Origin of the sequence: Corallococcus silvisoli (genome assembly GCF_009909145.1) — a bacterium.
Taxonomy (GTDB): Bacteria; Myxococcota; Myxococcia; order Myxococcales; family Myxococcaceae; genus Corallococcus; species Corallococcus silvisoli.
The window spans coordinates 104,337-125,686 of sequence record NZ_JAAAPJ010000001.1; the positions used below are offsets into that span (position 1 = coordinate 104,337).

15 protein-coding genes are annotated in these 21,350 nt (G+C 72.8%); 10 read left to right on the forward strand and 5 right to left on the reverse strand.

What is annotated here, in order from left to right:
• Positions 1–387: 387 nt before the first annotated feature.
• Entirely contained in the window at positions 388–3,138 is a 2,751-nt protein-coding gene (locus GTY96_RS00355; protein WP_161663568.1) for a CHAT domain-containing protein, read from the forward strand.
• Between the two features lie 13 nt (positions 3,139–3,151).
• On the opposite strand, the gene GTY96_RS00360 is transcribed toward GTY96_RS00355, so the two are convergent.
• Entirely contained in the window at positions 3,152–4,159 is a 1,008-nt protein-coding gene (locus GTY96_RS00360) for a cupin-like domain-containing protein (RefSeq protein ID WP_143907975.1), read from the reverse strand.
• A gap of 146 nt (positions 4,160–4,305) precedes the next feature.
• On the opposite strand from GTY96_RS00360, the gene GTY96_RS37065 reads away from it, so the two are divergent.
• The 4 genes from GTY96_RS37065 to GTY96_RS00375 all read left to right on the forward strand — a co-directional run bounded on the left by GTY96_RS37065 (position 4,306) and on the right by GTY96_RS00375 (position 7,757).
• Entirely contained in the window at positions 4,306–4,479 is a 174-nt protein-coding gene (locus GTY96_RS37065) for a hypothetical protein (RefSeq protein WP_186002155.1), read from the forward strand.
• A gap of 111 nt (positions 4,480–4,590) precedes the next feature.
• Positions 4,591–5,148: an RNA polymerase sigma factor gene (locus GTY96_RS00365; protein ID WP_143907976.1), complete on the forward strand. Its 558-nt coding sequence runs from the start codon at positions 4,591–4,593 to the stop codon at positions 5,146–5,148.
• Entirely contained in the window at positions 5,145–5,978 is an 834-nt protein-coding gene (locus tag GTY96_RS00370; protein WP_143907978.1) for a zf-HC2 domain-containing protein, read from the forward strand. The genes GTY96_RS00365 and GTY96_RS00370 overlap by 4 nt, the downstream gene beginning before the upstream one ends.
• A gap of 141 nt (positions 5,979–6,119) precedes the next feature.
• Positions 6,120–7,757 carry an acyl-CoA synthetase gene (locus GTY96_RS00375; protein ID WP_161663569.1) on the forward strand — a complete coding sequence of 546 codons (1,638 nt, stop codon included), beginning with the start codon at positions 6,120–6,122 and terminating at the stop codon, positions 7,755–7,757.
• An 18-nt stretch (positions 7,758–7,775) separates the two neighbouring features.
• Here GTY96_RS00375 and gndA read toward each other — a convergent pair whose 3' ends face one another.
• The 3 genes from gndA to zwf are packed head-to-tail and all read right to left on the reverse strand — an operon-like array spanning position 7,776 to position 11,427.
• Positions 7,776–9,203, reverse strand: a complete 1,428-nt coding sequence (gndA, locus tag GTY96_RS00380) for an NADP-dependent phosphogluconate dehydrogenase (RefSeq protein ID WP_143907982.1) — start codon at positions 9,201–9,203, stop codon at positions 7,776–7,778.
• 20 nt (positions 9,204–9,223) lie between these two features.
• Positions 9,224–9,889: a 6-phosphogluconolactonase gene (gene pgl / locus GTY96_RS00385; protein ID WP_161663570.1), complete on the reverse strand. Its 666-nt coding sequence runs from the start codon at positions 9,887–9,889 to the stop codon at positions 9,224–9,226.
• Positions 9,886–11,427 (reverse strand): glucose-6-phosphate dehydrogenase, encoded by a 1,542-nt coding sequence (gene zwf / locus GTY96_RS00390; RefSeq protein WP_161663571.1) that lies wholly within the window; start codon positions 11,425–11,427, stop codon positions 9,886–9,888. Before zwf ends, pgl begins: the two co-directional genes overlap by 4 nt.
• Before the next feature lie 229 nt (positions 11,428–11,656).
• Here zwf and GTY96_RS00395 point away from each other — a divergent pair, with 229 nt between their 5' ends.
• From GTY96_RS00395 to GTY96_RS00405, 3 genes are read left to right on the forward strand one after another with little or no spacing between them, the layout of a single operon-like run.
• A complete protein-coding gene (locus GTY96_RS00395) occupies positions 11,657–12,454 on the forward strand; it encodes an SDR family oxidoreductase (RefSeq protein WP_235685270.1) in 798 nt (265 codons plus the stop codon).
• A gap of 17 nt (positions 12,455–12,471) precedes the next feature.
• Positions 12,472–13,194 (forward strand): lysophospholipid acyltransferase family protein, encoded by a 723-nt coding sequence (locus GTY96_RS00400; RefSeq protein ID WP_143907990.1) that lies wholly within the window; start codon positions 12,472–12,474, stop codon positions 13,192–13,194.
• Between the two features lie 30 nt (positions 13,195–13,224).
• Positions 13,225–14,358: a putative Ig domain-containing protein gene (locus GTY96_RS00405; protein ID WP_161663572.1), complete on the forward strand. Its 1,134-nt coding sequence runs from the start codon at positions 13,225–13,227 to the stop codon at positions 14,356–14,358.
• A gap of 500 nt (positions 14,359–14,858) precedes the next feature.
• Here the strand turns inward: GTY96_RS00405 and GTY96_RS00410 are convergent, their stop codons facing one another.
• Entirely contained in the window at positions 14,859–15,539 is a 681-nt protein-coding gene (locus tag GTY96_RS00410) for a hypothetical protein (RefSeq protein ID WP_143907995.1), read from the reverse strand.
• 474 nt (positions 15,540–16,013) lie between these two features.
• Between GTY96_RS00410 and GTY96_RS00415 the strand changes: the two genes are divergently transcribed.
• Complete coding sequence (locus GTY96_RS00415; RefSeq protein ID WP_161663573.1) at positions 16,014–17,258, forward strand: exonuclease SbcCD subunit D; 1,245 nt, start codon at positions 16,014–16,016, stop codon at positions 17,256–17,258.
• Positions 17,259–17,367: 109 nt separating this feature from the next.
• On the forward strand, positions 17,368–21,342 hold the full coding sequence (locus GTY96_RS38495; RefSeq protein ID WP_161663574.1) for an AAA family ATPase: 3,975 nt from the start codon (positions 17,368–17,370) through the stop codon (positions 21,340–21,342).
• The last annotated feature ends 8 nt before the right edge of the window (positions 21,343–21,350 follow it).

The following is a 21,350-nucleotide window of genomic DNA, read 5'->3' on the forward strand; positions in this document are numbered from 1 at the left end:
GGGACAGGGCCCTGCCGCCCGTCACTTCCCCAGGCATGCCGAAGTGCGTGATTCCGGAGGGATGCGGGCGCTCAAACCATCGGGTGAAGGCAGACGTGCAGGCGAGCCCCCGAGCGTCATCCCCTCAACAGCCTGACGGCCCGGCGTCCCGTCTCTGCCTCGCGCCAGACCTGGGAAGTGGGGCCTTTTTTCAAGAACGGCGGGTATGGCCGTCTATTGGTGCGTGTGGAGCCAAAAACATCCGATGCGCCTGTTTTCTCACCACCCTGCTGCCCAGCGCGTCATGGGACGCCTGGAGGGTGGGGGCGAGGCCGGGTCGGCGTTCGTCGGGTGTTGGTGTAGAACGAGAAGCAGGGGCGGCAGGGGGGAGGCGCCCGAGGGGACCGCATGGTGAAGCCAGCGAAGAAGAAGCTCTGGGCGCTGGCGCTGGCCATCCCCGTGATGGCGGCCGGTGTCGCGGCCCTGAAGCCCCGGGCGCAGGCCCCCGCCGTCGCGGACACCTTCTGGGTGGAGCGTCGCGCCGCGGCCCGCATCGAGGCCCGCCTCACGCACGCGGAGGCGGATCGCTACCGCTCCCGAGCGCCCGCGGGTGGCTGCCCCGTGCCCGCCGAGCCGATGCCCCTGGGCCCGCTCGCCCGCATGGAGGCCCGTGAGGACTGGGGCGGCATCGCGGCGGCGTACGGGCTGGAAGGGGAGTGGAACCAGGCGGCCTCCTTCCTGGAGCGCACGCCGGCCTCGCCGGAGCGCGACAGCGACCTGGCGGCGGTGGCGCTGGCCAAGGGCGACTTCGAGCGGGCGCTGCGCCTGCTGGATGGCGTGCTCGCGGTGAAGCCGGCCCTGCCGCAGGCCCTGTGGAACCGCGCGCTGGTGTTCCGGGAGATGGGCCTGACGCTGCGGGCCTCGGAGCTCTTCGAGCAGGTGGCGAAGCTGGGCGAGCAGGGCTGGGGCCGCGAAGCCCACGCCCAGGCGCTGGCCCTGCGCGAGGCCACGCTGGAGCGCCAGCGTCAGTGGACGGCCGCTCGCGAGGCGACGCTGGCCCTGGTGCGGGACTCCCAGGCGCCGCTGCCCATGGACGCGGCCCGCCAGATGCCCGGCACCGTGCGCGGCGTCTTCTATGAGGTGGTCCGCGCCGCGGAGTCGAAGGAGCGCGCGGTGGCGCTGCTGCCGCTGGCGAAGGAGCTGGACCGGGTCCATGGCGGCAGCGTGCTCACGGACTACGTGCAGCGCGTGGTGAAGCGCGACTTCTCCCGCCGCGGCGCGCTGGCGCGCCAGTACGCGGAGTCGCTGCGAGAGGGCCAGGGGGTCCCGGAGGCGCTCCTGGACAAGGCGCGCATGACCGGGGACGAGGACATCTACCTGGGCGCGCTGATGCGCACCCGCAACGGCCCCCTGCGCACCCTCCAGGACACGCTCACGAGCATCCAGCGCGCCAACGACCCGTGGTTCACGGACGTCGCGGAGCGCGACCAGGCCCGCAGGGAAATCAACGACGGCACGTGGTGGAAGGCCGAGCAGCGCTACTTCGGCGCCCTCCAGCGCTGCCGGGAGACGACGTTGTCCGTGCGCTGCCTGGAGCTGGAGCGGCGGCTGGCCATGTTCTACGGCGACATGCAGCGGGTCTCCGAGGCGGAGCAGCATGCGCGCGTGCTGTGGGCGGGCGCCCGCCAGCTGCGCGAGTGGGACCTGGAGCTCAACGCGCTGGAGATCCTCAGCCATACCTCGCGCTCCCGCAACGACCTGGGCAGCGCCCGCGCGTACCTGGAGGAGTGGATGGCGCGCGGGGCGTCCATCAGCTGCTCCTGGCCCCATGTGCAGCTGGCGCACCTGCTCTACCTGGACCTGCGGCCCGACGCGGCCCGGCGAGAGCTGGACCTCGCCGACGCCTGCCCCGACAACCCGATGGACCCCATGTTCGGCGCGACGCTCGCGGAGCTGGAGCGTACGAACTCCGGCCCCCGGGACGCGGCGTGGATGAAGGCCGTCTCCTCCAACATGAGCACCGGCGCCACGCTGGGGCGCAGCGACCACGTCTACAGCCGCTACCTGGAGGGCCGCTTCCTCCTGGAGAAGGACCGGGCCCAGGGCGAGGCGCTGCTGCGCGACACCCTCGCGCAGGCGGATGCCCTGCCGCGCGGCGACGCGCTGGCGCGCGAGGCCTGGGCCCTCAGCTATTCGTCGCTGGCGACGGACGCGGGCCGCGCCGGAGAGTTCTCCAAGGTGGTGGCGCTGATGGCCGCGCAGCTGGGCACGCCCGTGCCCACCCGGTGCGCGCTGGCCGCCAGCGTCCACGCGGAGCGCACCGTGCTGGTGGCGCTGGGCCCCCAGGGCGAGGTGAAGGGCCACTACGATGCTTCGCGCAAGGAGGCCTTCTTCCACGCGGACTCGTCCCGGCTGGTGCCGGAGGCGCTGCGCCAGACGCTCGCGAGCTGCGAGCGCGTGGACGTGCTCGCGTGGGCCCCCGTCTTCGGACGGACGGACCTGCTTCCCCCGGAGCTGGCGTGGAGCTTCCGACTGGGCCGCGTCACCGGGCCCCGCCCGCCTCCCGCGGCCACGCGCCGCCTGGTGGTGGCCGGCGTGGAGACGCCGTCGCTGCTGCAGCTGCCCCGGCTGCCCACGTGGACGCCGGACGCGGAGCCGGGAAGCGCGCCGCCGGACGTGCTGTCCGGCTCGGACGCCACGCCCTCGCGGGTGCTGGCGCGCATGGCGGACGCGACGGAGATTGAAATCCACGCGCACGGCATCACCGACCCCACGCTCTCCGGCGCCTCGCTGGTGGTGCTGTCGCCGGAGGTCAACGGCCGCTACGCGCTCACCGCGGACGTCGTGCGCGAGCACCGGCTCACCGGAGCGCCCACGGTGTTCCTGGCCGCGTGCAGCGCGGGCCGCACCACGGCCCTGCAGAGCACGGAGCCCTTCAGCCTGCCGGCGGCCTTCATCGACTCAGGGGCTCGCGCGGTGCTGGCCTCCACCGTGGACATCCCGGACGCGGCGGGCCGCTTCTTCGACGGCGTGCGCCGGCGCATTCACGCCGGGACGCCCGCCGCCGTCGCGCTGCGCGATGAGCGGCAGGCGTGGCTGGCCCGCGATACCCGCGCCGGGTGGACCCGCTTCGTGCTGCTGGTGGAGAACGCGGATTGAGGTGACGGAAGGGTCAGACAGGGGGCTCCAGGTGCGTGTTGCCGCCGGGAACACGGAAGTGGTGGAAGGTGACGCTGGCGCTCACGTCCAGCGCCTTCACCCAGTGCCACCAGCCCACGGGCAGGAACACCATGTCCCCGGGCTCCAGCACCGCCTCCAGCACCGTGGCCTCCGCGAAGAGGGGGTGCGCGTCCAGGTCCGGCGCGTCCGCGTCCACGTGGCTGAAGGTGCCCCGGTGCGGGTACACGCGGTGCCGCTCGAAGGAGGGCACCAGCCGCACGTGCTTGCGGCCCATCACCTGCCCCAACAGGATGTTCATGTTGTCGTGGTGCAGCGGGGTGACGGTGCCCGCGGGCCCCAGCAGCAGCGTGAGCATGTCCTCCCTCAGGTCCGGTTCGATGATTCCCGCCGGGGCCCGCAGGTCCTCGCGCAGCGGCGACAAGCCGCCCTGCCGCCAGTTCTCGTTGCGCGGCACCATGTAGTAGTCGTTCGTCTCCGCCCCCTTCTCCAGCAAGGTGAGGAAGTCGGAGAAGGGCATCCGCGCGCGGTGGCGGTCCTGGAAGGCCGCGTGATCCGGATCGGCGTCGCGGCCCACCATCACCTCCACCTCCACGCCGCCCAACCGCTCGCGGAAGTAGGACAGCGACCAGCGCCGCATCGCGGGCCAGTCCGCCATCATCCCGCGCAGCACCACCGGCCGGTGGCCGAAGTAGTAGCGGTGGAAGAACTCCTCGGGCGTCACCCCCTGGCGCACCTCCAGCGCGCGGCCCCCGTCCTGGGCCCGCAGCGCGCTGTAGACGTCCATCAGCGACTCCATCCAGCCGAAGTGCCGGGCCACCTGACGGCAGGCCCGGAAGTACGGGTGCTCACCCACCGCCCGCATCTCCGCCTGCGCCAGCGCCGGGTCCACACCGGACGACACGAGGACCCGCTGTACGTCTTCCTCCGCGACCCCCAGGGCCAGGTTCTCCGCCAGCCACTGCCGCCACTCCGGCCGCAGGGGGGACTTGTCTTCGCTCATTCGGAACTCCTTGAAATCCTTGGAGACATGGGCGGGGGGGCCCCTGCTGCCAGTGCGTCAGTCCATGTTATGGACGGCGCATCAGTCCCATTCCACCCAGCCTCGGTTTACGCAGGACTCCCCTCGTAGCAGGAGAAAACGACCCCATGACCTCCGGAAACGTGTCGTCGGTTTCCCCCGGTGCCTTTGAGCCGGACACCAGCGCGCCCCATGTGAAGAACTCGTACCCCACGTGCAGCGAGCAGGCGCCGCGTCGCCGCCGCCCGCTGCCGCCGCCCTCGGTGCCCCCCTTGCTGGAGGGCGCGGAAGGCGCTCGCTGAGGCCCCCTGCCCGGCGGGCTTGTCTGCCCTTCCGGGCATTTTTCTCTCAAGAAACGAACCGCTCGGCGTCTTTAGTCAGGAAGCCCACCAGTCACTTCGGGTCCTAGCGTCATGGCCAACCTCTTCAACCGGGAACGGCGCCACTTCGAGGCCTTCATCCGACGCCACCGGCCGAGCTTGCTGGCCGTGGCGCGCCGGTTGTGCGCCCGCGGCATCCTGGACCCGGAGGACCTGGTCCAAGAGGCCTTCGAGCGGGCGTTGCCTGAGTTTGGCCACCTGAAGGACCGGACGGAGGCGGCGTGCGCGGCGTGGCTGTGCACGACGATGACCAACCGGTTCCTGGACCACTGCCGTCGGCAGCGCACGGAGACGCGGGGGCTGCCGCACCTGGCGCTGGTGCAGGACGCGCCGGTGACGGGGGATGGCGACCGGGAGAACTGGGAGCTGGTGGGCAACGATGCCTTCCAGGCCGCCATCGAGCAGCTCAAGCCGCACCTGCGGGACGCCTACAAGCTGCACGCGGAAGGCCGCCGCTACCAGGCCATCGCCGAACATTTCAACGTTCCCGTGGGAACCGTGGGCAGCTGGCTGACGCTGGCGCGCAGGGACCTGAGGGAATTGCTCCTTCCGAGCGTCGCGGTGGCTCGGGAGCGGGGGGTCCAGTCATGAACGCGCATTGCACCCGGTTGCATCTCTTCATGGACGGCGAGCTGTCCGAGTCCGACGCCGAAGGCTTCCGGAACCACCTGCCACGCTGCGCTGCCTGCGAAGGGGGCCTGCGGGACCTGCTCCAGCTGGAGCTGCTGGCGGCGCGGGCGCTGGGCGTGGGCGCGGCGGAGCAGCCCGCCTCCAACCCCGGGGGCAACGTGGTGGCGCTGGGCGCGTGGGTGCGCCGCAACGCCCGCGTGGTGGCGCCGCTGGCCCTGGCCGCCAGCCTCTGCGCCATCGTCGTGCCGCGGATGATGCCGGTCGCGCAGGTCCCGGCGGTCGTCTTCCTGGAGAACCAGTCCACCCGCGAGCTGGAGGCCCGCTTGTCGGATCCTCGCGCGGACCAGTGGCGCCGCTACAGCCCCATGAGGGGCGGCGCGGAGGGCACGGAGGCGGTGCAGGCGCCGCTGCCGCTGCGCCCGCTGGCGGAGATGGAGGAGCGCAAGGACTTCCGCGGCATCGTCGCGGCCTACGTGCTGCACGGTCAGTGGCAGCAGGCGCAGGCGGTGCTGGCGCGCGAGCCCGCGTCGCTGGCGCGCGACAACGACCTGGCGGTGGTGGCGCTGCAGGACGGCCGTCACCAGGACGCGCTGGCGCTGCTGGACTCCGTGGTGCGCGCGGATCCGCGCAACGCGCAGGCCCTGTGGAACCGCGGCCTCGCGCTGCGCTCCCTGCACCAGGACGCGCGGGCCGCCCGCGACTTCGACCAGGTGGCCGCGCTGGGTGAGCCGGGCTGGAGCGACGAGGCCCGCAAGCTGGCCGACGAGCTGCGCGCCGCCGCCGCCCACTGACGGCGCCGGAGCAGCCCCGGAGCTTCCCTGCCCGCGCGAGCGAGCGTCCACCACCGGGCGCCCCGCGCGGGCTTTTCGTCTCCGGGGCTGGGATGACGTGTCAGGCTGCTGGGGTTGACGGAACACTCCAGGAGCCTGCCCATGCCCGAGTCGCTTCCCTCCGCTTCCTCCGACTACGCGTCCGCCCGCCGTGACTTCCGGTGGGAGCGTCCGGAGCACTTCAACTTCGCCACGGACGTCATCGACCGGCACGCGGCCGAGCGGCCCCAGGCCCCCGCGCTCCAGTGGTCCGACGAGTCCGGGCGCTCGCGGTGCTTCACCTTCCAGGAGCTGAAGGAGCGCTCGCTGCACGCGGCGCGCTTCCTCACCGGGCTGGGCCTGAAGCGCGGCGACCGGGCCTTCATCCTGATGCCGCGCGTGCCGGAGTGGTGGTTCCTGGTGCTGGGCTGCATCCGCGCCGGCATCGTCTTCATGCCCGGCACGCCCATGCTCACCGCCAAGGACATCCGCTACCGGCTGGAGGCGTCCGGCGCGAAGGCGGTGCTCACGGACTTCAGCTGCCTGGACCGCTTCGAGGGCGTGGTGGGCGCCTCCCCCGGCGTGACGACGTGGGTGTCCACCGGCGAGCCTCCCTCGCCCTGGGCGCGCTACGCGTCGGAGGCCCTGGCGGAGGCCCAGGCTCCGGCGTTCCCTCCGACGCGCTCGGAGGATCCGCTGCTCATCTACTTCACGTCCGGCACCACCGGCATGCCGAAGATGGTGCTGCACACGCAGGCCAGCTACGGCCAGGGGCACCAGATTACCGGCCGCTACTGGTTGGACCTGAAGCCGGAGGACCGGCACCTGACGCTCAGCGACACCGGCTGGGCGAAGTGCGCGTGGGGCAAGCTCTTCGGGCCGTGGAGCCAAGGGGCGTGCAACGTCGTCCATGACTTCCGTGGCCGGTTCGACGCGGCGGCCTTCTTGAAGGTGTTGGAGCGCGAGAAGGTCACCACCTTCTGCGCGCCGCCCACCGCGTGGCGGGCGCTGGTGCTCCAGGACCTGAAGGCGGTGGACCTGTCCTCGCTGCGCCACGCGCTGAGCGCGGGCGAGCCGCTCAACCCGGAGGTCATCGAGACGTGGAAGGAGGCCACCGGGCTGCACATCCGCGAGGGCTACGGCCAGACGGAGACGGTGGTCATCGTGGGCATGTTCCCGTCGCTTCCGCCGCGCGTGGGCTCCATGGGCAAGCCGTCCCCGGGCTTCACCGTGGGCGTCATCGACGAGCACGGCCAGGAGGTCGCGGACGGGCAGGAGGGCGACATCGCCGTGCGCGTGAAGCCGGAGCGGCCGGTGGGCCTGTTCCAGGGCTACCTCAACGACGACGCGGCCAACGCGGCCAGCAGCCGGGGGGACTGGTACGTCACCGGCGACCGCGCGGTGCGCGACGCGGACGGCTACCTGTGGTTCGTGGGGCGCTCCGACGACGTCATCAAGACGTCCGGCTACCGCGTGGGCCCCTTCGAGGTGGAGTCCGCGCTGATTGAGCACCCCGCGGTGGCCGAGTCCGCCGTCATCGGCGTGCCGGACGACAAGCTGGGCCAGCGCATCAAGGCGTACGTGCTGCTCACGCCGGGCCACGCCCCGTCGCCCGCGCTCGCGCAGGAGCTGCAGGACTTCGTGAAGAAGACCACGGCGCCCTACAAGTACCCGCGGGAGATCGAGTTCGTCACGGAGCTGCCCAAGACGGTGAGCGGGAAGATCCGCCGCGCCGAGCTGCGCGCCACCCAGAAGAAGTAGGCGGCGCGCAGGGGCGGGCTACTTCAGCCAGTCCGAGTGCACGAAGCCGGCGTCGGGCTTGTCCCGGCGCTGGTACGTGTGCGCGCCGAACGCGTCGCGCTGGGCCTGGGTGAGGTTCTGCGGCAGCTCCGGGCTGCGGTAGCTGTCCATGTACGCCAGGCTGCTGCTGAACACCGGCACGGGGATGCCGACCTTCGTCGCGGTGCCCACCAGCTTGCGCCACGACGGGGCCATCTTCTCCAGCACCGGCGCGAACGCCTCCGACACCATCAGGTTGGGCAGCGTGGGCTGCCGCTGGAAGGCCTCGCGCAGCGGGGTGAGGAGCTTCGCGCGGATGATGCAGCCGCCCCGCCAGATGCGCGCCATCTCCGCCAGCGACACGCCCCACTTGTCCTGGTCCGACGCCGCCTGGATGAGCCGCATGCCCTGCGCGTACGTCACCACGCGCGCCGCGTAGAGCGCGTCGTGCGCCCACTGGGCCAGGTCCTTCTGCTCCTCCGATGACAGGGAGATGGCGGGGCCGTGGAGCTTCTTGCTGGCCGCCACGCGCTCCTCCTTGTGCGCGGACAGGTTGCGCGCGTCCAGCGCGGACGCGATGGAGGGCACCGGCACGCCCATGTCCAGCGCCACCTGCACCGTCCACTTGCCGGTGCCCTTCTGGCCGGCCTTGTCCAGCACCAGGTCCACCAGGGGCTTGCCCGTCTCCGGGTCGCGCTTGCGCAGCACCTTGATGGTGGTCTCCAGCAGGAACGACTCCGCGATGCCCTCGTTCCACTTGGAGAACAGGTCGGCCAGCACCGCGGTGTCCAGGCCCAGGCCTCGGCGCAGCACGTCGTACGTCTCCGCGAGCAGCTGCATGTCCGCGTACTCGATGCCGTTGTGCACCATCTTCACGAAGTGGCCCGCGCCCTCCGGGCCCACGTGGGTGACGCACAGGCCCTCCTCGCTGCGCGCGGCGATGGCCTCCAGCACCGGCTGCACCAGCGCGTACGCGTCCTTGGGACCGCCGGGCATGATGGACGGGCCGTGGCGCGCGCCCTCCTCGCCGCCGGACACGCCGATGCCCAGGAAGTGGAAGCCCTTCTCCTTGCAGAGGGCTTCGCGGCGCCGCGTGTCCAGGTACCAGGAGTTGCCCGCGTCCATGATGACGTCGCCGGGCGACAGCAGCGGGAACAGCCGCGCCATCATCTCGTCCACGGGGGCGCCCGCGGTGATCATCAAGAGGATGCGGCGCGGGCGCTCCAGGCCGGCGACGAACTTCTCCAGCTCCGGGAAGCCCGCCAGGGCCTGCTTCGGGTTGTCCTCCAGGACCTTCTGGATGCTCTCCGGGTGGCGGTCCCACACCGCGACGCGGAAGCCGTGGTCCGCGATGTTGAGGGCGAGGCTCGCTCCCATGACGCCCATGCCCGCCACGCCGAACTGCGCCAGCTTCGTCTGTGTGCTCATCATTCCCTCCGGGGACCCGCCTACCCTCCGGCGGCGGGGTCCAGCATCCACTGCGTGTTCGTCACGTGCGACGCGGGCAGGGACATATCGCCCGCGAGCACCCGCCGCATGGCGTCCCGCTTGCCCTCGCCCGTCACCAGTCCCAGCACCGCCCCCGCGCCTTGGAGCACGGGGAAGGTCAACGTCATCCGCCACGGCGGCGGCTTGGAGCCCTGCTCCACGGCCAGCACCCGCCGGGTGTGCTCCTTCAGCGCCGGGTGGCCGGGGAAGAGGCTCGCGGTGTGGCCGTCCTCGCCCAGGCCGATGAGCACCACGTCCAGCCGCGCGGGCAGCGCCTTCTCATAGTCGCGCGCGGCGGCGTCGCGGTCCTCGCGCTCGCCCTGCATGCGGAACACCTGCGCGTCCGGCAGCTTCAGGGGGTCGAGCAGCGTCTGCTTCACCAGCTGGTAGTTGCTGTCCGGGTGGTCGGGCGGCACGAAGCGCTCGTCCACGAAGTACACGTCCACCCGCTCCCACGGGAGCGGGTGCTCCGCGAGCGCGCGGTACGCGGCCTTCGGTGTGTTGCCGCCGGACAGCGCCAGGCTCACCCGGGACTTCCTCGCGAGCGCCTGGGTGAGCTCGCGCGCGAGCCAGTCCGCGGCCTCCCGGGGCAGCTTCTCCGGAGGGACGATGACGGGCGGGTTCATAGCGGGGACCACCGCCGGCCATTCTTCGCGGGCAGCGCGTCCGCGGAGTCCGGCCCCTTGCTGCCCTTCGCGTACGGGTACAGCTTGCCCCCCGCTTCCGTCTCCAGCGCTTGCAGGATGGGCGTGATGTAGCCCCACGCCTGCTCCACGCTGTCCTGCCGGGCGAAGAGGGTGGCGTTGCCGCGCATGCAGTCCAGCAGCAGCCGCTCGTACGCCTCCGGCACGGGCTTCTGGAAGCTCTCCGCGTAGTCCATGTCCATGGTGACGCCGCCGATGTTGACGTCCTCGCCGGGCACCTTGGATTCGAAGGACAGCGCGATGCCCTCATGCGGCTGGATGCGCAGCGTGAGCACGTTGGGCTGGAGCCGCTGGCAGGTGTCCCCGCCGCCGCTGAACAGGCCGATGGGCACCGACTTGAAGTGGATGGACACCTCCGTCATGCGCCGCTTCAGGTTCTTGCCCGCGCGCAGATAGAAGGGCACGCCCTGCCAGCGCCACGAGTCCACGTTCAGCTTCAGCGCGACGTACGTGGGCGTGCGCGAGCCCTTCTTCACGCCCTTCTCGTCCTGGTAGCCCTGGTACTGGCCCACGACCACGTGCTCGGGCACCGCGCTGCCCTCCACCGGGCGCAGCGCGCGGAACACCTTGGTCTTCTCATCGCGGATGTCCTCCGCGCCAAAGGACACCGGCGGCTCCATGGCGCACAGGGCCAGCACCTGGAGCAGGTGGTTCTGCACCATGTCCCGGATGACGCCCGTCTCGTCGTAGAAGCCGCCGCGGCCCTCCACGCCAATCGTCTCCGCCGCGGTGATCTCCACGTGGTCGATGTGCTGGCGGTTCCACAGCGGCTCGAAGATGGCGTTGGCGAAGCGGAACACCAGGATGTTCTGCACCGTCTCCTTGCCCAGGTAGTGGTCGATGCGGAAGATCTGCTTCTCGTCCACCACCGCGCCCAGCTCCTTATTGAGGGCTCGCGCGCTCTCCAGGTCGTGGCCGAAGGGCTTCTCGATGATGATCCGCCGCCAGGGCTTCTGCCCGGGCTTCTCCTCGCGCGTGAGCAGCCCCGCGCCGGCCAGGCTGTGGATGATCTGCGGGAAGGTGGAGGCGGGCGTCGCCATGTAATAGAGCTGGTTGTCGCCCGTCTTGTGGCGCTTGGAGATGTCCTGGAGCTTCAGGCCCAGGCGCTTGAAGGCCTCCGGGTCGTCGTAGCCGCCGGAGACGCACTCGATGCTCTGGGCGAAGCGCTTCCAGGTGGCCTCGTCCACGGGCTGCGTGCGGGCGAACTTCTGGAGGCCCTCCTTCACGTGCTCCCGGAAGGCCCCGTCCTCCAGCTTGGAGCGGCTGAAGGCGACGATGGCGAAGTGCTCCGGGAGCAGGCCGGAGCGGGCGAGCTCGAAGAGGGCCGGGAATAGTTTGCGTTCGGCCAGGTCGCCCGTGGCGCCGAAGAGGACCAGCGTGCAAGGGTCCGGGCGGCCTGCGCTGAACACCGGTTCGCCTTCACGGGGATGGGTTTCGATGTGCACTCCCTGCGCGTCCATGCGGTGTCTCCCTCCGGGTTCGACCGGGCACCTTAAGGCGCTAATCTGGCGGCCCTGCAAGCGCATTGCAGGAGAATGACGCGGGCCTGACGTCTTGCCTGCCCCGGCGGTGCGGCGCCGCCGTCGCCACGCGCCGCGCGGACCCGGGGGGCCCGCACCGGCTCCGCCGAGGAGCGCACGGGCGGCCGGGCGCGAGCCGGGGCCCGGGAACATGGTATCCCTGGGCGCCATGACGACTTCTCCCGTGGCGCTCATCACCGGGGGTTCGCGCGGCGTGGGCCGCGCGGTCTCCCTGCGGCTGGCCCGTGCCGGCTATGACATCGTCTCCACCTACCGCCGGGACGCGGAGGCCGCGGCGACGCTGGTGGGAGAGGTGGAGGCGCTGGGCCGCCGCTGCCGCACCGTGATGGCGGATCAGCTGGAGCCCGCGAGCCTCCACGGCGTGTTCGACGTCATCCAGGAGGAGTTCAAGGGCCTGGACGTGTTCGTCGCCAACGCGGCCTCCACGGTCTTCACGCCGCTGATGCAGACGAAGCTGCACCAGATGGACAAGACCTTCAACGTGACGGTGAAGAGCTTCCTGCTGGGCGCGCAGCGCGCGGTGCCGCTGATGGACGGGCGCAAGGGGCGCATCGTCGCGGTGTCCGGCATGGACTCGCGGATGCCGCTGCCGTTCCACGGGCTGCTGGGCGCGATGAAGGGCTCCATGGAGATCCTGGTGAAGTACCTGGCGGCGGAGCTGTCCGGCACGGGCATCCGCGTCAACGCGGTCAACCCGGGCTACATCGACACGGACTCCAGCCGCTTCTACATGGGCGACGCGTGGGCGGGCCTGGAGGCGAAGGTGCAGGAGCAGGTGCCCGCGGGCCACGTGGCCCACGTGGATGAGATTGCCCGGCCCATCGAGTGGCTGTGTTCGGAGGGCTCCGCGTACGTGAACGGCCAGACGCTGGTCGTGGACGGCGGCCTGGAGGTCAACTACGCGATGAACTTCGCGGCGAACATGACCCCGCCGGCCCAGCGCTGAAGCGCGCCGTCCTCCCCATGCGCTACGTCGTCTCGCTGTGGTTCTTCGTGTTGTTCCTGCTCACCGCGCCCCTGCTCTTCACGCTGGGCGCGGTGCTGTTCGTGGTGGCGTACCCGCTGGACCCCGACCGGCGGTGGCTGCACGCGCTGGTGTGCCGGTGGTGCCACGGGCTGTGGCTGCACGCCTCGCCCGGCTGGCGCGTGCGCGTGGAGGGCCGGGAGCTGCTGCCCCAGGGGCCGTGTGTCTACGTCGTCAACCACCAGTCCTTCGCGGACATCCTGGCGGTGATGGGGCTGTTCACGCCGTACAAGTTCGTGGCGAAGGCGTCGCTGTTCCGCGCGCCGCTGGTGGGCTGGATGATGACGCTGCTGGGGTACGTGCCCATCGTGCGCGGCAGCTCCACGTCCATGGAGCAGCTGTTGCGCCCGTGCCGCCGCTGGCTGCGCCGGGGCATCCCGGTGCTCATCTTCCCGGAGGGCACCTATTCGTCCGGGGAGCTGCTGCCGTTCAAGCGCGGCGCGTTCCAGCTGGCGCTGGAGGAGCATGTGCCGGTGGTGCCGGTGCTGGTGCGTGGCACGCGCGAACTGGTGGACGGGGACGGGCCATGGATGAGCCCGCGCGCGAACATCACCGTGCGCGTGATGCCGGCGCTGCCGCCGGAGAGCTTCGGGCCGGACTCGGCGGAGCTGGCCACGCGCGTGCGCGAGCAGTACGTGGAGGCGCTCGCGCGCGCGGGTTGAGGGGGCGCCGGATGGAGTAGCGTCCGGGCCATGCGCCACCTGCTCCTGTTCTGGCTCGGGGTCTGTCTGACTTCCACCGCGTGGGCGGGGACTCCTTCCCGGCCGCTTCCCTTGCCGGAGGCGGGCATTCCCGACCCCGCGCGCCTCGTGCTGCCCGTGTCGGCGCTGACGGTGGTGGAGGGGAGCACGGCGTCCTTCAGCGTGGCGTTGTCCCGAGACCCGTTCGTGCCGGTCACCGTCACGGTGGAGCGGACGGACGGCGACGAGGACCTCACGGTGCGGGAAGGGGCGTCGCTCACGTTCGATTCGGCGACCTGGAGCACCCCCCAGCAGGTGGTGTTGGCGGCAGCGAAGGACGCGGACAGTGAGGATGGCACGGCCACCTTCACGCTGTCCGCGCCGTACCTGGAGTCACGCACCGTCATCGCGACGGAAGCGGACCAGGATCCCCTGGCCCCGGTCTTCACCACCGTGCCTGTCACCCAGGCCGTGGTGGCCGCGCCCTATCGGCTCGTCGTGCACGCGAAGGGGCGGCCCGCGCCGACGTATGCCCTGCGCACCGCGCCTCCGGGGATGAGCCTGGATGCACTGGGCCACCTCACGTGGACGCCTTCCCAGACGGGCGAGGTGGACGTGGCGGTGGTGGCCAGCAACGGGCAGCAGCCGGATGCGGAGCTGGCCTTCCGGCTCGTCGTGGGGCGGGATCAGCCCCCCGTGGCGCGCATCACCGCCCCGTTCGAGGGGGCCCGGGTGCCAGCGGGATGGGCGGATTACTCCTGCGGGTGCGCGGATGACGTGGGCTGCGTGAGCGCGGAGTTCTGGGTGGATGGCCAGCGGCTGCAGACGCAGGAGGGACCCGGTCCGTCCTACTCCTTCGGTGGCGCGCCGGGCCGGTGGGACACGACGGGCCTCGCGCCGGGCGAGCACCTGCTGTACGTCCTCGTCACGGACACGCTGGGGCAGCAGGCCTCAAGTGTCATCATGGTGTGTGTCGCCTGTCCCGAGCCCGACGCGGGGACCGCCACGGACGGGGGGACGCTTCCGCGTGGCGACGACGAAGGCGATGACGTCGTCGCCTGTGGTTGCGGCGCCGGCGCGCTGGCGCCCGCGGTGTGGACGGCGCTGGGGCTGCTGGGCTTGCGAGCGCGGCGGCGGCGGAGCTGAGCGGGGAGTGCTCGGTGGAGCACCGCTTCACTTCGGGCTGCGGGGGCCTCGTGTTCACAGCGGGCGTCCGGCGTGCTCGGCGGAGCACCGCTTCACTTCGGGCGGGGGCCTCGTGTTCACAGCGGGCGTCCGGCGTGCTCGGCGGAGCACCGCTTCACTTCGGGCGGGGGCCTCGTGTTCACAGCGGGCGTCCGGCGTGCTCGGCGGAGCACCGCTTCACTTCGGGCGGGGGCCTCGTGTTCACAGCGGGCGTCCGGCGTGCTCGGCGGAGCACCGCTTCACTTCGGGCGGGGGCCTCGTGTTCACAGCGGGCGTCCGGCGTGCTCGGCGGAGCACCGCTTCACTTCGGGCGGGGGCCTCGTGTTCACAGCGGGCGTCCGGCGTGCTCGGCGGAGCACTGCTTCACTTCGGGCGGGGGCCTCGTGTTCACAGCGGGCGTCCGGCGTGCTCGGTGGAGCACTGCCTCACTTCGTCGGGCGGAGGCCCGCGTTCGGCGCGCTTCAGGCGTGCTCGGAGCCGGGCAGCTCTTCGTCCGGCGGTGCCTCCGCGTGCAGCGCGGCTTCCACGGAGTGGGATGCGGGCAGGGCGGGGGCGGCCTCGGTGACGGCTCGGGCCAGGTCGTGGGGTGCGCGGATCAACGCCTCCAGGGTGGCGCTGCTCGCGGGCACACCGCGCTGCTCCACCTGGAGCCAGCCGCCCTTGATGCTGACGCGCCGGTGGCCGCGCAGGCCCAGCAGGCGCTGGCGCACCCCGGGGTCCAGCAGCACGGGGCGCGCCTCGGGAGCCAGGTTCTCCACCTGGAAGGTCGCGTCCAGCTCCGCGTCGCCCAGGGCCTCCTCGCGCGGGGTGGCGGCGCCGGGGACCTTGTCCTCCGGGCGCTCGTGCTCCACCAGGAGATCCGCGGGCAGCGCGCCCTCCAGGTCCAGCCGCAGCACCGTGACGGTCTGGCGCTTCTTGCCGCCCGCGCCGCGCTTGCCCGTGGCCAGGAGCAACGTGCGCCCCTGGTAGCGCCCCTGCACCTCCAGCCGCCGCTCCGCGACGGTGAGGCCGTGCGCCTTCGCGAACGCCTCCCACGCGGCGCGCTGGCGGCGCTTGAGCTGGAACAGGGTGGCGAGGACCAGGGTGCCCACGACGAGCAGGGACCCGAGGATGCCGAGCGGAGAAAAGACACCGGGAAGCATGGCGGTGCATTGTGCACTGGCGCGCGGCGCGTGGACCATCAATCCGAACGCATCCGCACCGCCCGCGCGCAGGGCAGGCTTGCTCCATGGGGTGCTTGGACCCGGGGGAAGGGCCTGCGCCCGGATGCAAACGCGTGGAATCCCGAGTGCCCGCGCTCCCTCGCGTCCCGGAGGCCAGGGACGGGCGGTGGCCCCTTGTCCGTGGGGCCCTCGCGACGCGCTGCTCGCACCGTCCGGGTGCGCCTCCACGGGTGGGCGCTCCGCGCGCTGGAGGCGCCGTGGCGCGTGGGGCGGGATGCATGGGACGCGGGGCGCAGGGCTTGGATGCAACCACGCGGAATGACGCCCTTTTTCGACAATGTCAGAGGGGGCGGGTAAGGGAGCGGGGGCTTGCCGCTTGGAGTCGGGGTCGGGACCGGGGGAGGCTGCCCGGCTCGCACCCGCCACCGGGCCACGAGGGAGGGTGAACGCCGGATGCGCCTGCTGCACACGTCGGACTGGCACCTGGGACACACGCTGTATGACGTCTCGCGCGAAGCGGAGCACGCCGCGTTCCTGACGTGGCTGCTGGGCACCCTGGAGTCCCAGGAGGTGGACGCGCTCCTGGTGGCCGGGGACATCTTCGACACGGCCAACCCCAGCGCGGAGGCGCAGGCGGCCTGGTACCACTTCATCGCGCGGGCGCGGCGCACGCTCCCCAAGCTGGACGTGGTGGTGGTGGGCGGCAACCACGACTCCGCGGCGCGGCTGGACGCGCCGGATCCGCTCTTCAGCGCGCTGGGCGTGCGCGTGGTGGGTGGGCTGCCTCGCCACCGGGGCGGCCTGGAGATGGAGCGGCTGGTGGTGCCGGTGCACGACGCGCGTGGGAAGGTGGGCGCGTGGGTGGCGGCGGTGCCGTACCTGCGGCCCTCGGATCTGCCCCCCGTGCCGGACGGCGAGGGGGACCGGCTGGTGGAGGGCGTGCGCTCCGTGTACGCGGAGGTGCTGGACGCGGCGCGCAGGCGGCGCCGGTCCGGGCAGGCGCTGGTGGCCATGGGCCATTGCTACATGACGGGCTCGGAGCTGTCGGAGCTGAGCGAACGCAAGATCTTGGGCGGCAACCAGCACGCGCTGCCGGTGGAGCTGTTCCCGGAGGACGTCGCGTACGCGGCGCTGGGACACCTGCACAAGGCCCAGCGCGTGGGGGGCCGCGAGGGCGTGCGCTACAGCGGCTCTCCCCTGCCGCTGTCCCTGTCGGAGGCGCACTACCGGCATCAGGTGCTGGTGCTGGACGTGGAGGATGGGGCGCTCCAGCAGGTGCGTCCGCTGTCGGTGCCGCGCACCACGGACATGATGCGGGTGCCCGCGAGGGACGCGGCGCCGCTGGTGGAGGTGCTGGAGTTGCTGGCGGCGCTGCCCGCCCACGAGGCGGGGATGCCGGAGGCGATGCGGCCGTACCTGGAGGTCTGCGTGTCGCTGCCCCGGCCGGAGCCGGCGCTGCGCCACAAGGTGGAGAAGGCGCTGGAGGGCCGCGCGGCGCGCCTGGTGAAGCTGACGCCCTTCTACACCGGGACGGGCGGCGCGCTGGCGGACGCGCGGCCGGGGCTGTCCCTGCGCGAGCGCACGCCGGAGGACGTGTTCCTGGCCCGCTACGCGCGGGACTTCAAGGAGGCGCCCTCGCCGGTGTTGCTGGAGTCCTTTCACGCGTTGCTCACGCAGGTGCAGGAGGACGCGTCGTGAAGAACCGCGCGATTCGCGGCAGCAACCTCACGGGCTTCGCGGGCGACTTCGCGCGGGCGCTGGCGGAGTCCTTCCACGCGTTGCTCACGCAGGTTCGGGAGGACGCGTCGTGAAGATCCTCGCGATTCGCGGCAGCAACCTCACGAGCTTCGCGGGGGACTTCGCGCTGGAGCTGGACCGGGCGCCGTTGGACCGGCTGGGGCTGTTCGCCATCTCCGGCGCGACGGGCGCGGGGAAGAGCACGCTGTTGGATGCGCTGTGCCTGGCGCTGTTCGACCGCACGCCCCGGCTGGGCGGACCCAGCAAGGTGCTGGTGGGCCGCGCGGACGAGGACGAGGAGGCGCGGCTGTCGGCCTACGACGTGCGCGGCATGCTGCGGCGCGGGGCGGGCAAGGGCCACGCGGAGGTGGACTTCCTGGGCAAGGACGGACGGCGCTACCGGGCGCGCTGGAACGTGTGGCGGGCGCGCGAGCGCGCGGAGGGCCGCTTCCGGCCGCAGGAGCTGAGCCTGACGGACGTGGCCTCGGGGCAGCTGTTCGGCCGCACCAAGGGCGAGGTGCTCCAGGCCATCCAGGAGCGGCTGGGGTTGTCGTTCGACCAGTTCCGCCGCTCGGCGCTGCTGGCGCAGGGGGAGTTCGCGGCGTTCCTGCGCGCGGACGCGAACGAGCGCGCGGAGCTGCTGGAGCGGATGACGGGCACGGAGGTGTACAGCCGGGTGTCCGTCGCGGCGCACGAGAAGAACGCGCAGGAGCAGGAGGAGCTGAAGCGGCTGTCGCAGGGGCTCGCGGCCATCGCGCTGATGTCGGACGCGGACCGCGAGGGCGCACGCGGGCGGCTGGGCGAGGAGGAGGCGGCGCGGGCGCGGGAGGAGGCGCGGCTGCGCGAGGCGGAAGGGGCCCGGTCCTGGTACGCGCAGCGCGCGGAGTTCATGGGGCAGGAGCAGCAGGCCGCGAGCGCGCTGACCCGGGCGGAGGCGGAGCGGGAGGCGGCGGCGCCGAGGGAGGCGCTGCTGGAGTCGGTGCGCGCGGCGGAGGGCTTCCGCGCGGTGGTGTCCGCGGTGGAGACCGCGGAGCAGCGCTGCGCGCGGGCGGAGGCCGACCAACTCGAACGGGCCTCCCAGGCGGAAGTGGCGCTCGCGGCGGCCGGGGCGCAGCGCCAGGCGCGGATGCAGGCGGAGGCCGTGCGGGCGGCGGCGCTGGAGGCGGAGGCCGCGGTGCGCCCGGCGCTGGAGGAGGCCGCGACGCTGGACACGCGCCGCGCGGAGGCCGAGCGCGAGGCCCGCGAGGCCTCGGAGCTGGCGAAGCAGGCGGTGCGGGGGGAGGAGTCCGCGCGCGACGCGCTGGCGGTGGTGCAGGCGGCGGAAGCGAAGGCCCAGGCGCTGGTGGAGGGGGCGGAGGCCTGGCGCGCGTCGCATGCGAGCTGGGAGACCCTGGCGGCCGAATGGCCTCGCTGGCAGCGCGAGCTGGAGCGCTACGCGGGGGCGCTGAAGGAGGAGCAGGCCGCGGGCTCGGACGTGGAGCGGCTGGGGAAGGACGCGGACCGGCTGGACGGTGAGGCCCGGGCTCGGCGCGAGGAGCATCAGGGCGCGGCCGACTCGGAAGCGCAGGCGCAGGCCCTGGCCACGCACGCGGAAGGTGCGCTGAGGGAGGACGGCGGCGCGGCGCGGCGGGCGCTTCGTGAAGCGCTGCTCGCGCGTCAGGAGGCGCTGGGCGCGCTGTCGCTCGCGGACGAAGGCGCGCGGGGAGAGGGGGCGGCGGAAGGGGAGGCGGCGGCGGAGGTGACGGCGCACCGCGAAGCGTCCGCGCGCGCGGCGCAAGAGGCGAGGGACGCGGGGGCACGGCGCGCGCTGCACGAGGCGATGCTCCAGGAGGCGCGGCGTGCGCAGTCGCGCGCGGAGGCGACCCAGGGGCTGGCCTCGCACCGGGCCGCGCTGCATGACGGGGAGGCGTGTCCGCTGTGCGGTGCGCTCGAACATCCGTATGCCCGCGAGGGTTCGGCGCTGGAGGGGCTGGTCGCGGAGGCGGCGGCCCGGGTGGTGGAGCTGGAGTCGGCGCGTGACGCCGCGGCGAAGCAAGAGGGCGCCGCGAGCGTGCGGCAGGCGACGGCGGACACGGCCGCGACCCAGGCCGAAGGCAGGCGTGACACGGCCGCACGCAGGCGCAAGGGCCACCACGAGTCCTGGCGCGCGGCCCGCGAGCGGTGGACCCGCGCGGTGCTTCCAGGAGAAGGCCCAGCCGACGCGAGAGCGCTGTCGCGCGGGCGGGATGCTGCCCGGAGCCCAGCCGACGCACCGCCTCCCGACGACGCGGAAGGTCCCATGGCGCGGGCGTGGATCCGCGCCGCCCAGGAAGGACAGGGCCCGACCGACGCGAGAGCGCTGTCGCTCGGGGGGGACGCCGAGCGGAGCCCCGCCGACGCACCGCCTCCCGATGACGCGGAAGGTCCCATGGCGCGGGCGTGGATCCGCGCCGCCCAGGAGGACGTGCGCGTCCGGCTCGCGACGGTGCGCGAGGAAGAGGCCTCCGCTGAGCTGCGGGCCAGCGCGGCGCGCGAGGCTCGGGCCCTGTTGGAGACCCGGCGGACCCGGCGCGAGGCCGCGGCCGAGGCGCTGCGCAAGGCCGAGGACGCCCAGGCCCGCGCGACGCAGTCCCACCGGGACGCGCTCCTGCGCCGCGACATCGCAAGCGACGCCCGGCGGCGCGCGCTCCTCGAGGTGTCCCCGCCCTTCGCCAGCGAGGTCTCCTGGGAGGAGAAGCTCGCGGCGGACCCCGTGCGCTTCCAGGGGCGCTGCCTGGAGCGCGTGACGAAGTGGCGCGACAAGCTCGCGGAGCTGGAGTCCGCGCGCAAGCGCCTGGACGAGGAACAGGGCCGCCGCGCCCGCGAGGAGGTCCGCCTCCAGGCCCGGCACGAGGAAGCCCAGACGGCCGCCGACCGCGCGCGCCTCAAGGACGCCGCCTTCCTGGACGCTTCGAAGCTCCGCGCCCGGCTCCTCCAGGGCCGCCCCACGCAGGAGGTGCGCGCGGAGCTCCAGGCCCGCATCGACGCGGCCCAGGACACCTACGAGCGCGCCCGCGAGGACTCCGAAGCCCTCCAGCAGGCGGAGAAGGTGGCCACCGCGCGCGCCGAGGACGCCGTGCGGTTGCGCACCGAAGCCCTCCGCGCGCTCGACAGCGCCCGGTCCGTCCTCATGGAACGCCTCTCCGGACGCGGCACCACGCTGGAGGAGCTCAAGGCCCTGCTGGCGCGCGACGCCACCTGGTGCGACGCGGAAGGCCGCGCGCTCACCGCCCTGCGTGAAGCCGTGGCCCAGGCTCGCGCCGTGCTCGTGGAGCGCCGCGAGCGCCGCGCTCGCCACGAGGCCTCCGGACTTCCCTCCCTGGTGGAGGCGGACGTCGCGGCCCTCTGCGACACGCTGCGCACCGACGTGGAGGTGCGCCGCCGCGCGGAGGCCCTGCTGCGCGCCCGGCTGGACTCCGACGACGCCGCCCGCGCGCGCCATGGCGCGGAGGCCCGGGCCCTGGAGGTCCGCCGGGGCGAGGCGGAGGTGTGGAAGACCCTGGGCGACCTCATCGGTTCGCACGACGGGAAGAAGTTCAAGGTCTTCGCCCAGAGCCTCACGCTGGACGCGCTGCTGCTGCACGCCAACGCGCACCTGCGCGAGCTGGCCCGCCGCTACCGCCTGGAGCGCGTGCCCGGCCACGACCTGGACCTCCAGGTCGTGGACCGCGACATGGGCGACGAGGTGCGAAGCGTGGCCAGCCTCTCCGGCGGCGAGAGCTTCCTCGTGTCCCTGGCGCTCGCGCTGGGCCTGGCCTCCCTGTCATCGGAGACGACGCAGGTGGAGACCCTCTTCATCGACGAAGGCTTCGGCACGTTGGACCCGGAGACGCTGGAGGTGGCGCTGGCCACGCTCGACGCGCTCCAGGCCACCGGCCGCCAGGTGGGCATCATCTCCCACGTCAGCGGGCTGGCGGAGCGCATCGGCGTGCAGGTGCGCGTGGTCAAGCAGGGCGGCGGGCGCAGCCGGCTCGTGGTGGAGGGCGAAGCGGGCCTCGTCGCGCCAGCGGAACATCAGGTGGCGTGACGGCCCGG

Excerpts from the sequence above, each read along its gene's own strand:
- GTY96_RS00355 (WP_161663568.1), top strand. The coding sequence starts at position 388 with ATGGTGAAGCCAGCGAAGAAGAAGCTCTGGGCGCTGGCGCTGGCCATC.
- GTY96_RS00360 (WP_143907975.1), bottom strand. The coding sequence starts at position 4,159 with ATGAGCGAAGACAAGTCCCCCCTGCGGCCGGAGTGGCGGCAGTGGCTG.
- GTY96_RS37065 (WP_186002155.1), top strand. The coding sequence starts at position 4,306 with ATGACCTCCGGAAACGTGTCGTCGGTTTCCCCCGGTGCCTTTGAGCCG.
- GTY96_RS00365 (WP_143907976.1), top strand. The coding sequence starts at position 4,591 with ATGGCCAACCTCTTCAACCGGGAACGGCGCCACTTCGAGGCCTTCATC.
- GTY96_RS00370 (WP_143907978.1), top strand. The coding sequence starts at position 5,145 with ATGAACGCGCATTGCACCCGGTTGCATCTCTTCATGGACGGCGAGCTG.
- GTY96_RS00375 (WP_161663569.1), top strand. The coding sequence starts at position 6,120 with ATGCCCGAGTCGCTTCCCTCCGCTTCCTCCGACTACGCGTCCGCCCGC.
- gndA (WP_143907982.1), bottom strand. The coding sequence starts at position 9,203 with ATGAGCACACAGACGAAGCTGGCGCAGTTCGGCGTGGCGGGCATGGGC.
- pgl (WP_161663570.1), bottom strand. The coding sequence starts at position 9,889 with ATGAACCCGCCCGTCATCGTCCCTCCGGAGAAGCTGCCCCGGGAGGCC.
- zwf (WP_161663571.1), bottom strand. The coding sequence starts at position 11,427 with ATGGACGCGCAGGGAGTGCACATCGAAACCCATCCCCGTGAAGGCGAA.
- GTY96_RS00395 (WP_235685270.1), top strand. The coding sequence starts at position 11,657 with ATGACGACTTCTCCCGTGGCGCTCATCACCGGGGGTTCGCGCGGCGTG.
- GTY96_RS00400 (WP_143907990.1), top strand. The coding sequence starts at position 12,472 with ATGCGCTACGTCGTCTCGCTGTGGTTCTTCGTGTTGTTCCTGCTCACC.
- GTY96_RS00405 (WP_161663572.1), top strand. The coding sequence starts at position 13,225 with ATGCGCCACCTGCTCCTGTTCTGGCTCGGGGTCTGTCTGACTTCCACC.
- GTY96_RS00410 (WP_143907995.1), bottom strand. The coding sequence starts at position 15,539 with ATGCTTCCCGGTGTCTTTTCTCCGCTCGGCATCCTCGGGTCCCTGCTC.
- GTY96_RS00415 (WP_161663573.1), top strand. The coding sequence starts at position 16,014 with ATGCGCCTGCTGCACACGTCGGACTGGCACCTGGGACACACGCTGTAT.